This is a genomic window from Rhizobium sp. BK212 (assembly GCF_014197475.1).
Taxonomy (GTDB): Bacteria; Pseudomonadota; Alphaproteobacteria; order Rhizobiales; family Rhizobiaceae; genus Rhizobium; species Rhizobium anhuiense.
Genome location: NZ_JACIFS010000001.1, coordinates 730,602 through 743,029, shown reverse-complemented (window position 1 = coordinate 743,029; position 12,428 = coordinate 730,602). Strand labels below are relative to the sequence as shown.

The following is a 12,428-nucleotide window of genomic DNA, read 5'->3' as shown; positions in this document are numbered from 1 at the left end:
AATTCGCCAAATCGAAAATTGCATGACAGGAGTTTGCGTGAATCAGTTTCCCACCGCCGCCGGCAAGGTCGAGAACTCGCCTTACGAGCGGCTTGCCGCCCTCGGCATAACGCTTCCGCCGCCACCGCCGCCGATCGCCAATTTCGTCACGCATGTGCTCGAAGGTAATATGCTTTATCTCTCCGGTCAGGGACCGCGCGAGGCTGACGGTTTCCTGCATGCCGGCAAGGTCGGCGGCGGCATCAGTGTCGACGAGGCCTATGGCCATGCGCGGCTGACCGGCATCAATCTGCTTGCCGTCATGCAGGAGGCGCTGGGTGATCTCTCCCGTGTCAAGCGGGTGGTCAAACTGCTCGGCATGGTCAATGCCGTGCCCGAGTTCGAGGATCATCCGAGCGTCATCAACGGCTGCTCGGATCTGTTGATCGCAGTCTTCGGGCCGGCCGGCGAACATGCCCGCTCGGCCGTCGGCTTCGGCTCGCTGCCCGGCAACATCACCGTCGAGATCGAGGCGATCGTCGCCTTGCACGGCTGACGAGAACTTTCATATTTGGAGTAGCGTCCCATCTTATCCCGCTACCCGCCCCAGAATTCTGGAGAACTTCATGTCCACTGATATGAGACCATCAATCGGTCTTCGCCCTGTCATCAACGTATCCGGCACGATGACGAGCCTCGGCGCCTCGATCGTCGTGCCGGAAGCGATCGAGGCGATGGCATCGATCCTGCCGCACTTCGTCGAGATCAACGACCTGCAGCGCAAGGCAAGCGGCGTCATCGCCCGGCTGACCGGCGGCGAGGCGGGCTTCGTCACCGCTTCCTGCTCGGCCGGCATTTCGCTGGCTGTTGCCGGGGCAATCACCGGCAACAATCTGCTGGCGATCGAGAGGCTGCCGGATGTCGTACCGGAGAAGAACGAAGTGCTGGTGCAGATGGGCCATGTGGTCAGCTATGGCGCACCCGTCGACCAGGCGATCCGGCTGGCCGGCGGCAAGGTCGTGCTTGTCGGCCAGGCGACCTCGACACATCGTTTCCACATGGAAAACGCCATCACCGACAAGACCGCAGCCGCCGTCTACGTCGTCTCGCACCATGTCGTCGATTACGGACTTTTGAACCTGAAGGAATTCGTCGAGATCGCCCATGCCAAGGGCGTGCCCGTCATCGTCGATGCGGCTTCGGAATATGATCTGAAGATTTTCCTGAAGCAGGGCGCCGATATCGCCCTTTACTCCGGCCACAAATTCCTCGGCGGTCCGACTACGGGCATCGTTGCCGGCAAGAAGGAGCTGGTGCGTCATGCCTTCCTGCAGAACATGGGCATCGGCCGCGGCATGAAGGTCGGCAAGGAGAGCATTTTCGGCGTCATGGCGGCACTCGAAGCCTGGGAGAACCGCGACCATGCCGGCATCCGGGAGCGCGAAACCAGCTATCTCAACCTGTGGAAGCGCACGCTCGACGGCCGCCCTGGCCTCACCACGCTGATCGAACCCGACCCGACCAACAATCCGCTCGATCGGCTGCGCCTGATCATCGATCCCGAGCAGGCGCATATCACTGCCTGGGATCTGGCCGATGCGCTTGCCAAGGGCAGCCCGCCGATCATCGTGCGCGATCACGAAGTGGAGCACCGCTATTTCTACCTCGATCCGTGCAATCTGCATCCGGGCGAGGAGAAGATCGTCGCCGAGCGCCTGGCGCAGGAACTCGACAAGGCGCGCGCCTCCAACGAGATCATCGCAACGCCGATCGAAAACCGCAGCAAGCACCGCTTCGACGGGCTGCTGCGCTGGCCGGATTGAACCGTAGAGGAGCAGACATGGCCAACGTCCAAGCGCAACCGATCCAGACGACGACCGACGTTCTTGCCGTCGACAGGCTGACGACGTCCTTTCTGGTGGATGGCGTCTGGAAACCGGTCGTGCGCGACGTCTCCTTCACCGTGGCGCCGGGTGAGACGGTGGCGATCGTCGGCGAATCCGGCTCGGGCAAGAGCGTCACCTCGCTCTCGATCATGCGGCTGCTGCAGGCGGAGACGAGCCGCGTCGAGGGCCGGGTCATGCTCGGCGGACGTGACCTGCTGGCATTGCCGGAAAATGCCATGCGGCAGGTGCGCGGCAATGAGGTGGCGATGATCTTCCAGGAGCCGATGACATCGCTCAATCCGCTTTTCACCATCGGCGATCAGATTTCCGAGGCGCTGCTCTGCCATTCCGATATGAGCAAGGCGGACGCCAAAGCCGAGACCATCCGGCTGCTGGAAAAGGTCCGCATTCCCTCGGCCGCCTCGCGCTTCGGCGAATATCCGCATCGTTTCTCCGGCGGCATGCGCCAGCGGGTGATGATCGCCATGGCGCTCGCCAGCCGGCCGAAACTGTTGATCGCCGACGAGCCGACGACGGCGCTCGACGTGACGATCCAGGGCCAGATCCTCGATCTCATCAAGATGCTGCAGGACGAGGAGGGGACCTCGGTTCTGTTCATCACCCATGACATGGGCGTCGTCGCCGAAATCGCCGACAGGACGGTGGTGATGTATCGCGGCGAGCAAGTCGAAAGCGGCGCCACCGCCGATATCTTCCACCGCGGCAAACACCCCTATACCCGGGCGCTGCTATCCGCCGTGCCGGTGCTTGGCTCGATGCAAGGCAGGCAAAGGCCCCTGCGCTTTCCGGTGGTCAACACGGCAACGGGAGAATCGGACGTTCCCGCCGAGGCCGCCGATACCGTCGCTGCAATGCCGGTCCTTGAGGTGAAGAACCTCACCAAGCGCTTCGACATTCATACCGGCCTGTTCGGCCGGTTGACCAGCCGGGTGCACGCGGTCGAAAACGTCTCCTTCGATCTTCATGCCGGCGAGACGCTGTCGCTCGTCGGCGAATCCGGCTGCGGCAAATCGACGACCGGCCGCGCCATCATGCGTCTCATCGAACCGCAGGCCGGTTCCGTTCTCGTCGAGGGCAGGGAGGTGCTCGGCCTCGACAAAAAGGATCTGCGCGAGATGCGCAAATCCGTGCAGATGATCTTCCAGGATCCCTTTGCCAGCCTCAATCCGCGCATGACAGTCGGTGCTGCGATCGCCGAACCCTACCTCGAACATAAGATGGGCAATGCGAAACAGGCAAAGGACGTCGTCGCTGATCTGCTGATGAAGGTCGGTCTGTCGGCGGATATGGCCGCGCGTTATCCGCATGAGTTTTCCGGCGGCCAACGCCAGCGCATCTGCATCGCCCGCGCGCTCGCCTTGCGGCCGAAGGTCATCGTCGCCGACGAAAGCGTCTCGGCGCTCGACGTCTCGATCAAGGCGCAGGTCATCAACCTGATGCTCGATTTGCAGCAGAGCCTGAACCTCGCCTTCCTGTTCATCTCGCACGACATGGCGGTCGTCGAACGCGTCAGCCACCGGGTGGCGGTGATGTATCTCGGCGAGATCGTCGAGATCGGCCCACGGGCTGCGGTCTTTGAAAATCCGCAGCATCCATATACGAAAAAGCTCATTGCGGCGGTGCCCGTGCCCGATCCCGACCGCCGCCATGAAAAGCGGATGGTGGCGAATGACGAGATCAAGAGCCCGATGCGCCCGGTCGACTATCAGCCGGCGAACGCCTCCTATCGCGAGGTCGGACCGGGACATCTGGTGATGGCCGATCGGTAGGTTATAGCACCCGCGCTTTTCGAGCCCCGAGCTCGGAGGGCGCCGCTCGACCCATTGGGAGTTGCCTAACGCGGCAACGGCGCATAAAGCAGATGCACAATCAAAAGCCGCGAAGCCTGGACCGATGAACAGAGATTATTATTCCAAACTCGGCGGACTGCCGCCGCAAACCGAGCTGCTTTCCAGCAAGGCCGTCTTCACCACAGCCTATGCAGTCATTCCGCGCAGCGTCATGACCGACATCGTCACCAGCGTCCTTCCCCATTGGACGGGGACGCGGGCATGGGTTCTCTCCCGGCCGCTCTCCGGCTTCTCCGAGACCTTTTCGCAATATGTGATGGAGGTCCAGCCGGGCGGCGGAAGCGATCGGCCGGAGCCCGACAAGCGGGCCGAAGCGGTTCTGTTCGTCGTCGAGGGCGACATCACGGTGGAACTCGACGGCGTCAGCCATGCACTTCGCAGCGGCTCGTTCGCCTATCTTCCGGCAGGTTCAGTCTGGCGCCTGAAAAACGACGGTTCGACCGCGGCAAAATTCCACTGGATTCGAAAGGCCTTTCAGGCGGTCGACGGGCTGGAACCGCCGCCGGCGATCTTCACGCATGAGGACGAGCACGCCATCTCGGCAATGCCCGACACCGATGGCCGCTGGGGGACGACCCGGTTCATCGATCCGGCCGATGTCCGCTACGACATGCACGTGAATATCGTGACGTTGGAGCCGGGGGCCGTGATCCCCTTCATGGAAACCCATGTCATGGAGCATGGTCTCTATGTGCTGGAAGGCAAGGCGGTCTATCGCTTGAACCAGGATTGGGTCGAGGTCGAGGCCGGCGACTTCATGTGGTTGCGCTCCTTCTGCCCGCAGGCATGTTACGCCGGTGGGCCCGGCCGGTTCCGCTACCTGCTCTACAAGGACGTCAACCGTCATATGACGCTCTGGTAGGAGCTGTCGCGGAGGGACGATGAGGCTCGAAAGCGAACGACTGATCTTGAGACCCTGGCGGCAGGAGGATCGCAAACCCTTTGCTGCGATCAACGCCGAACCCGACGTCGTCCGATATCTCAATCCTCTGACAGATGAACAGTCGGATGCGATGCTCGACCGCATCGACCGTCACTTCGAGGATCATGGCTGGGGGTTCTGGGCGCTGGAGGAGAAGGCAGGCGGCGCATTGATCGGCCTCTGCGGCCTCAACAATGTTTCGCCGGCTTTGCCGTTTGCCCCGGCAGTCGAAATCGGCTGGCGGCTTTCAGCGTCGCGGCACGGCGCCGGATACGCGCGCGAGGCCGCGGAACGGTCTCTGGATTTTGCCTTCAACGATCTGAAACTTGACCGCATCGTCAGCTTCACGGTGCCCGCAAACAGCAGTTCCTGGGGTTTGATGAGGCGATTGGGAATGAACCGGATCGGTGACTTCGATCATCCCAATTTGGCCGAAGGGCATCCGTTGCGCCCTCACGTGCTCTACGAACTGCGATCACCAAACGGTATTTGAAAGCGGATATCAGGGCTCGTGCCGGCACGACGGCGCGGCAACCATGGAGCACGATAATTCATGATCAATTCATGGCTGTAACGATATATTGCAAAGCATAGCTCAGAGTCCGAAATCGATCTTCGAAAGCTCCTTCAGGAACAACGTCTCGGGCACCGAGAGCCCGATTTGCGGATTGGTGACGACATAGGCCGATGCGCAGGGCTCGTCCCGATAGGGCGGCAGGCGCCACAACTTTCCCTGGTCGACATACGGTTCGGCGAGATGCAGCGGCAGGAAGCCTATTCCGAGGCCGCATTCGATCATCCGCCGTATCTCGCTGACATAGCTCGACTGACCCCGTACCCGTTGACCGATCGAGGCGCTGGCGCGGTAGGCGGTGACATCGCCCATGTGCGTGCCGCCGAGCACATCTGCGGTGAAGCCGATAAATGGTTCGGCACGCAGTTGTGCGACGGTCAGGTCCCTGCGGCCAGCCAGCCGGTGGATTGCGCCGCAAAACAGGCCGAACCTCTCTCGCATCAACTCGCGGGAAGCCAGGAAATCCGGAATCACCCCGTCCGAGATACCGAAGGTACAATGGCCGAGTTCTACGGCACGGATGATGGCCGCCGTGGTGCTCACTGTGATTTCCAGATCCACGCCTGGATACCGTGCGAAGAAAGACGTCAGCGCACGATCCAAGGTCTCGTTCACCACTTGGTCGATCATGGCGATCTTCAACCTGCCGGACAACGCCGCCGGCGCCGCTTCGAAACCGACCGGCAAGCGGGAAATCGTAGCGAAAATCGATCGGACCTGTTCGAGCAGCATTTCGCCCGCGGGCGTTGGTATCAGGCCGGTACGACTGCGTTCCAGAAGCTTAGTGCCGGCCGTTTCCTCAAGCCGCTTGATCCCCTGGCTGATCGCCGGCTGGGTGCGGTGCATCACGTCGGCGGCCCGCGTCATGCTCCGTTCCTGCGCCACGATCATGAAAGTGTGCAGCAGGTTCCAGTCAAGTTGCCGGACGAAGTCGACCATCTGGCATGTCTCCATAAGCGAAATTTATTTCTAGAAGAAGAAATAAGAATTTTCAATATTCACCATCTTCCGGAATCCTGAACCGCCCTCGGAGCAAAGCCCGCACCCATCAACAGGAGACCGCCATGCGATATCTTAGAATCCTCGCCCTGATTGCCGCTGCCGCCGCGACCAATGCGGCGGCGGAAGACGGTGTCGTCCGAATGGGAACTGAGGGCTATTACCCACCGTTCGAGTATTTTGACAGCGCCGGCAATCTGAACGGCTTCGATATCGACATCGGCAACGCGCTGTGCGAGGCGATGAAGGTGAAGTGCGAATGGGTGTCCACCGATTGGGATGGGATCATCCCGGCGCTGAATGCCAAGAAATTCGACGCCATCCTCTCCTCGATGGCGATCACCACTGAACGCGCGAAGGTAATCAGTTTCACTGCTCCCTACTATTTCAACCCCGACCGCTTCGTCGCCTCCAAGGATTCGGGACTGAAGAACGCGCTGCCAGCCGATTTGAAAGGGCTGGTGGTCGGCACCCAATCAGGCACGACCGAGGTCGCGATCCTCAAGCAATATTTCCCCGAAGCAGAGGTGAAGCTTTATCCCAAGCTCGATGACGCTCTGCTCGACCTCGACAATCAAAGGCTTGATCTGGTCCTGGCCAGCCAGTTCGTGCTGGCGGATTGGCTCGCCAAGGACAGCGGCGCCTGCTGTGATTTCGTCGGAGAGGCCTTCGGCGATGACGGCATGAAGGGCACCGGGATTGCCGTCCGCAAGGACGATGAGGCGCTGCTGAAGCGGCTGAACGACGCGCTGGCCGAGATCCAGGCCAACGGCACCTATGGCAAGATTCGCGCGCGCTACTTCAAATTCGACATCATGACACAACCGAAGCTCGCCGGCGAAATCTTCAGGTAGTCCGCAACCAGGTTGGACGCCACACAGTCAGCGTCCAGCCAGCCCGCCAAGCAATCGGAAGATAATTCGCGATGGAGTTCATCTCACTGCTGTTATTCAGCGACGAGGGCTGGGGAGACGAGTTGCTGCGAGGCCTGAGTGTAACACTCGCACTCGCCTTCGCCACCGCTCCGCTGGCCCTGGTCCTATCCTTCCTGCTGGCTTGGGGCAAAAACGCCCGCAGCCCGATAGCCCGCTGGTTGGCGTTCGCCAGCACGACAGTCTTTCGCAGTCTGCCCGAGCTGTTGACCCTCGTCATCATCTACTACCAGCTCCAAGTGCTCATTGACTGGGTGGTGCATCTCGCTTTCCCGAACGCCAGCATTTCACTCAATGCCTTTGCGGCTGGCGTGGTGGCGCTGACGCTCGTTTTCAGCGCACTCGGCAGCGAAGTCGTCCGTGCCGCCTATCAGGCGGTCGGCAGGGGACAGGCAGAGGCGGCGGCATCGCTGGGCCTGCACCGGAGACAGGCCTTCTTCCTGGTCGTCCTCCCCCAGATGTGGCGGCATTGCATTCCCGCTTTCGGCAATCTGTGGCTGATCCTTCTGAAGGATACGTCGCTGGTTTCGATCATAGCGGTGAACGACCTCGTCCGTTACACCAATATGGCGATCTCGACGACCAAGAAGCCGTTCTTCTTCTATACCGTGCTCGCCCTGATCTACGTCGCGCTTGCTTTGCTCTCGGGCATCGGTCAGGCGCTGTTGGAACGACGCACGGCTCCTCGCGGTAGGGGGCGTTAGAAGATGCTGACGCTTCTCACCGACAATCTCGCCCTATGGGCGCAAGGGCTTCAGAATACGGTTACGCTTACATTGCTGAGCGCGCTCATGGGCTTCAGCTTGGCGCTGCCACTCGCACTGGCCCGGCTCAGTCGCAACCGGACAATCTCCGGCATGGCCTATGGATATATCTACCTCATGCGCGGCACGCCGCTGCTGGTTCAGGTTTTTCTGATCTATTATGGCCTTGGCTCCTTCAGCCGCGAACTGCGGGATATTGGCCTTTGGTGGTTCTTTCGCGATGCGTTCTATTGCGGCCTCCTCGCCTTCGCGCTCAATTCCGCGGCCTATCAGGCGGAAATTTTGCGCGGCGGTATCCAGGCCGTGCCGCGAGGGACGATCGAGGCAGGGCGGGTGCTCGGCCTTTCGACCGTGCAGATTTTCCGCAAGATCGTGCTGCCGATCGCCACGGCACGGATGCTGCCGACCATCGGCAATGAACTGGTGCTGCTGCTCAAGGCCTCGGCCATCGTCAGCGTGATCACCGTGCCCGATATCATGGGCCAGGCGCGATCCCTTTACGCCCAGAGCTTCGACCTCACCGTCTTCTACGTGGCGGCGCTTAACTATCTGGCCGTCGTCCTCCTGATCGAAGCGCTCTGGCGCCGCCTCGAGGGTCGCAACCGATGGCTACATTTCGCAGGAACAGTTTGAAATGAAAATACAATCCAATCAGAGCATCTTCGGCCATGAAGGTGTGTTCCAGACCGCGCCCGGTCCGGACGGGACCTATGTGGAAATGCCTTATTCCGGCATCCGCACCTTCCTTCGGCGCCGTCCCAGCCTGGATTTCACCGGCGTCGATCTTGTCGTCTATGGCATTCCCTTCGATCTGGCGACCTCCGGCCGCTCGGGTGCACGCTTCGGCCCGTCCGCGCTACGCGAAGCCTCGACCCAGTTGGCCTGGGGCGAGGTCTGGCCCTGGGGTTTCGACCCCTTCGACCGGCTCTCGGTGGTGGACGCTGGCGACGTGCCGTTCCGGCGCGGGCAGCCACAAAAGATGCTGGAAAACGCGGTGGAATTCGCCCGCCGGATCGTCGAGGAGGGGGCCGGAACGGTCATGCTGGGCGGCGATCACAGCACCACTTTCACCGCCTTGAAGGCCCATGCCGAGCGGCACGGGAAGCTCGCCTATGTCCAGTTCGACGCCCACCGTGACACGCAGGCGAGCAAGGAATTCGACCATGGCACATTCGTGCATCATGCAATGTGCGATGGATTGATCGACCCCGCTCACGCAATCCAAATCGGTATCCGCACCCATTACGACCATACCGACTCGATCACCGTGCTCTACCGTGACTGGCTGCACGAACATGGTTGGCAGGGTGCCCTTGCTCGCCTGCGCGAAGTGGTGGGTGACAGGCCCACCTATCTGAGCATCGACATCGACTGCCTCGATCCTGCCTTTGCTCCCGGCACAGGCACCCCGGTCGTCGACGGACTGGCGCCGCACGAGATCCTTTCGATCCTGCGCCGGACGACGGATGTCAATTTCGTCGGCATGGACCTCGTCGAGGTGGCGCCACCCTATGATCCGACCGGCGTGACAGCGCTCCTGGGCGCCTCGCTGATCCTGGAATATATCTGCGCCCGCGCGGCAGGCCGGCAAGGAGTATAAGATGGGCTTTCGCGTCGCTCTGATCGAATTCTCTCACGAAGGAAACACCTTCACCATTCGCTCGACCCCGATCGAGGCCTTCCATGCCAGTCGCTATTTCCAAGGTGTCGAGATTGTCACGAAGATGCGCGGCACCAATTCCGAGATTGGCGGCGCCCTCGATCTGGCCGAGGCGAGGGGTTGGGAGGTTGTGCCGATTCTTGCCGCTCATGCTCAGCCGGGCGGCACGGTCACCGAAGCCGCGCGCCGCACGATTACCGCAGATGTCGTTCACGGCCTTGAAACGGCCGGGCCGATCGACGGGATTTTCGTCGCACTCCACGGCGCGATGGTCACCGAGACATCCGAGGATGGAGAGAGCCAGTTTCTCGCCGCCATCCGTTCGGTGGTAGGGGCCGATCTCCCGATTGCGGTGACGCTCGATCTGCATGCCAATATCTTCGATGCAATGGCAGGGCTTGCCGATATCGCGGTAAGCTTCAGGACCTACCCTCATGTCGACATGCGTGAGCGCGGACGCGAGGCCTGCACGCTGCTTCATGCGGCAATGGCAGGCGAGACGGCGCCGCGCCTGCTCATCGCCCGGCCGGCGATGCTGGTCGGCTGTGACGACGGACGAACGACGCAGGACGGGCCGATGTGCCGGCTGCTGGAAGATGCAGCGCTGGAAATGATGACGCCGGGCATCCTCAACGTCTCCGTCAACGCCGGTTTCACCGATGCCGATGTCTGGGCGGCAGGCCCGAGCGTTCTCGTAAATTACGACGCAAAGATCGTCTCCGCCGTCACGGCTCAAGCAACTGCCGACAGGATCTGCGCGCGGATATGGGACTTCCGCGACGACTGGGCCCGGCCGATCCCTCTCTGGGAGTGTATCGCCCGGCTGAAGGCGCACAAATCCACCGACAAGCCGGTCGTGGTGGCCGACTTCTCCGACAACCCGGGCTCAGGCGGCTATGGCGACAGCACGACATTGTTGTCTGCACTGCTTGACGCAGGGCTGGGCAATATTGCTCTCGGTGTGCTCTACGACCCGGAGGCGGCTGACCTGCTGGCATCCGCAGGTGTCGACGCAGAATGCACGGTATTGCTCGGCGGCAAGACGGATCCGAGCATGGGCGGTGGGCCGATCGAAGTCACTGGCACTGTTGCGGCCGTCTCCGATGGGGCCTTTACTTTTGAAGGACCGATGTTCACCGGCCTTCCCGGCACGATCGGCCGCTCCGTTTCTTTCCGGGTCGGCGGGATAGAGGTGCTGATCGCATCTGAAAACCAACAGATGCTCGACGCCAACATCTTCCGCGCGCTCGGCATCGAACCGACGGCGAAGGCGGTCCTGGCGGTGAAATCCATGCATCATTTCCGCGGCGCCTTCGCCCCGCTCGCAAGTGAGATCCTGGTGACCGATGCCGGCGGATTATGCTCGCCGGATCTCACCCGCCGCAACTACCGCAATATTCGACGCCCAATTTTTCCACTGGATCCAATCAATGGCTGAACATTTTGACATTGCCATCATCGGCGGCGGCATCGTCGGCGCCGCACTGGCACATACCATCGGCAATCGCCGTTCGGTCGTGCTGCTGGAGCGGGAGGAGGCATGGGGCTATCATTCCACCGGCCGCTCGGCGGCGGAATTCTCGCTGCGCTTCCAGTCCGAAGGCGCGGGGCGGCTGATCCGGGCGAGCGCCGGATTTCTCCAGACGCCTCCGGATGGGTTCTGCGACCTGCCGCTCATCCGGCCGCGCGGAAACCTCTGCATTGCCCAGGCCGAGAAGGCCGGGCATCTCCATCACATCTTCGAAGCCGAGCGCAACAAAAGCGCGCCCATGGCCCGGCCGCTTCAATTGCTCACGGTTGCCGATGCGCTGGCGCTGGTCCCGTTTCTCGACCCCGACTGGGTCGCGGCTGCGCTCTATGACCCGGATTGCTGGGACATCGAGGTCGACAGCCTGCTGCAGTCCTATCTGAAATCGGCGCGACACGCCGGGGCCGACCTGCGCCGCAACGCCGAGGTGACGGGCGCCCGAATGGAAGGATCGGCATGGCGGCTGGAGACGAACGGCGCCGATCTGCTGGCCACGACAGTGGTGAACGCGGCGGGCGGCTGGGCCGATCCCGTGGCGCTCCATTTCGGCGCGACGCCTCTCGGCCTGGTGCCTTATCGCCGAACCGCCATCACCGTGCCAGTTGAGGGTTACGATGTTTCGGCCATGCCCGAAATCAACGAAATCGACGAGGATTTCTACTTCAAACCGGATGCGGGCCGCCTCCTGGTTAGTCCGGCGGATGAGACGCCGGTCACCCCGCATGACGCCTGGCCGGAAGAATTGGATATCGCCCAGGCGGCGCAGTATCTGAGCGACTGCACCAAGCTCGAAATCCATCGGATCTCCCATAGTTGGGCGGGCCTGCGCACCTTCGCACCGGACCGGCTGCCGGTCATCGGTGCCTCAAAGCGGGCGCCGGGCTTCTTTTGGCTGGCCGGGCTCGGCGGGTTCGGTATTCAAAGTTCGCCAGCGGTCGCTGCGCTCGCGTCGTCGCTGCTTCTGGAAACCCCGATTCCGGCAGCCCTGCGTCAGGAGGGGATCACTGCAGAAACTTTCTCGCCGATCCGCTTTGAATAATGGGCTTATCGGCTAAGTCGTTCGTCCAAGGGTGGAAAGTGCGTCCTGTAGCCTGAGTGCTGCCAGTGCCTCGGTTGCCTCCTCGGGAGGCCAGCCCGCTTCCAGCGCCGCAGCGAGGACCAGCGATTCGGTTTGCAGCTCGAGCTTCTCATAAAGCGGCTCGATGGCTTCGCGCGCTGTGACAACATGCTGGTCAGGCGGGGTGATGGGTGTCGCGGCAACCGTAGGCATGAAATGCTCCTCCTATTGAACGCTAAGGTTCGAAACCCGTTAG

The 12,428-nt window shown here is 61.7% G+C and carries 13 protein-coding genes; 11 read left to right on the top strand and 2 right to left on the bottom strand.

Annotated features, from left to right (window positions below):
• Nucleotides 1-22: 22 nt before the first annotated feature.
• From FHT79_RS03575 to FHT79_RS03555, 5 genes are all read left to right on the top strand, one after another.
• The gene (locus FHT79_RS03575) at nucleotides 23-535 is read left to right on the top strand and encodes a RidA family protein (RefSeq protein ID WP_029723068.1); all 513 of its coding nucleotides are present in this window, start codon (nucleotides 23-25) and stop codon (nucleotides 533-535) included.
• A gap of 70 nt (nucleotides 536-605) precedes the next feature.
• The gene (locus FHT79_RS03570) at nucleotides 606-1,802 is read left to right on the top strand and encodes an aminotransferase class V-fold PLP-dependent enzyme (RefSeq protein ID WP_025554439.1); all 1,197 of its coding nucleotides are present in this window, start codon (nucleotides 606-608) and stop codon (nucleotides 1,800-1,802) included.
• 17 nt (nucleotides 1,803-1,819) lie between these two features.
• A complete protein-coding gene (locus FHT79_RS03565) occupies nucleotides 1,820-3,655 on the top strand; it encodes an ABC transporter ATP-binding protein (protein WP_025554438.1) in 1,836 nt (611 codons plus the stop codon).
• Between the two features lie 124 nt (nucleotides 3,656-3,779).
• Entirely contained in the window at nucleotides 3,780-4,598 is an 819-nt protein-coding gene (locus tag FHT79_RS03560) for a bifunctional allantoicase/(S)-ureidoglycine aminohydrolase (protein WP_025554437.1), read from the top strand.
• A gap of 19 nt (nucleotides 4,599-4,617) precedes the next feature.
• Entirely contained in the window at nucleotides 4,618-5,151 is a 534-nt protein-coding gene (locus FHT79_RS03555; protein WP_025554435.1) for a GNAT family N-acetyltransferase, read from the top strand.
• Nucleotides 5,152-5,253: 102 nt separating this feature from the next.
• On the opposite strand, the gene FHT79_RS03550 is transcribed toward FHT79_RS03555, so the two are convergent.
• Nucleotides 5,254-6,171, bottom strand: a complete 918-nt coding sequence (locus tag FHT79_RS03550; RefSeq protein WP_049809800.1) for a LysR family transcriptional regulator — start codon at nucleotides 6,169-6,171, stop codon at nucleotides 5,254-5,256.
• A 125-nt stretch (nucleotides 6,172-6,296) separates the two neighbouring features.
• On the opposite strand from FHT79_RS03550, the gene FHT79_RS03545 reads away from it, so the two are divergent.
• The 6 genes from FHT79_RS03545 (at nucleotide 6,297) to FHT79_RS03520 (ending at nucleotide 12,154) form a co-directional block, all read left to right on the top strand.
• On the top strand, nucleotides 6,297-7,085 hold the full coding sequence (locus FHT79_RS03545) for a transporter substrate-binding domain-containing protein (protein ID WP_047613024.1): 789 nt from the start codon (nucleotides 6,297-6,299) through the stop codon (nucleotides 7,083-7,085).
• Nucleotides 7,086-7,156: 71 nt separating this feature from the next.
• The gene (locus tag FHT79_RS03540; protein ID WP_047613026.1) at nucleotides 7,157-7,867 is read left to right on the top strand and encodes an ABC transporter permease subunit; all 711 of its coding nucleotides are present in this window, start codon (nucleotides 7,157-7,159) and stop codon (nucleotides 7,865-7,867) included.
• Between the two features lie 3 nt (nucleotides 7,868-7,870).
• Nucleotides 7,871-8,560 (top strand): ABC transporter permease subunit, encoded by a 690-nt coding sequence (locus FHT79_RS03535; protein WP_047613028.1) that lies wholly within the window; start codon nucleotides 7,871-7,873, stop codon nucleotides 8,558-8,560.
• Between the two features lies 1 nt (nucleotide 8,561).
• Nucleotides 8,562-9,527 (top strand): agmatinase, encoded by a 966-nt coding sequence (speB, locus tag FHT79_RS03530; RefSeq protein WP_097594824.1) that lies wholly within the window; start codon nucleotides 8,562-8,564, stop codon nucleotides 9,525-9,527.
• A 1-nt stretch (nucleotide 9,528) separates the two neighbouring features.
• Nucleotides 9,529-11,025 (top strand): M81 family metallopeptidase, encoded by a 1,497-nt coding sequence (locus FHT79_RS03525; RefSeq protein WP_097594823.1) that lies wholly within the window; start codon nucleotides 9,529-9,531, stop codon nucleotides 11,023-11,025.
• Nucleotides 11,018-12,154 (top strand): FAD-binding oxidoreductase, encoded by a 1,137-nt coding sequence (locus tag FHT79_RS03520; RefSeq protein ID WP_097594822.1) that lies wholly within the window; start codon nucleotides 11,018-11,020, stop codon nucleotides 12,152-12,154. The genes FHT79_RS03525 and FHT79_RS03520 overlap by 8 nt, the downstream gene beginning before the upstream one ends.
• Nucleotides 12,155-12,166: 12 nt before the next feature.
• Here FHT79_RS03520 and FHT79_RS03515 read toward each other — a convergent pair whose 3' ends face one another.
• Nucleotides 12,167-12,385 (bottom strand): hypothetical protein, encoded by a 219-nt coding sequence (locus FHT79_RS03515; RefSeq protein ID WP_047613034.1) that lies wholly within the window; start codon nucleotides 12,383-12,385, stop codon nucleotides 12,167-12,169.
• Between the last annotated feature and the right edge of the window lie 43 nt (nucleotides 12,386-12,428).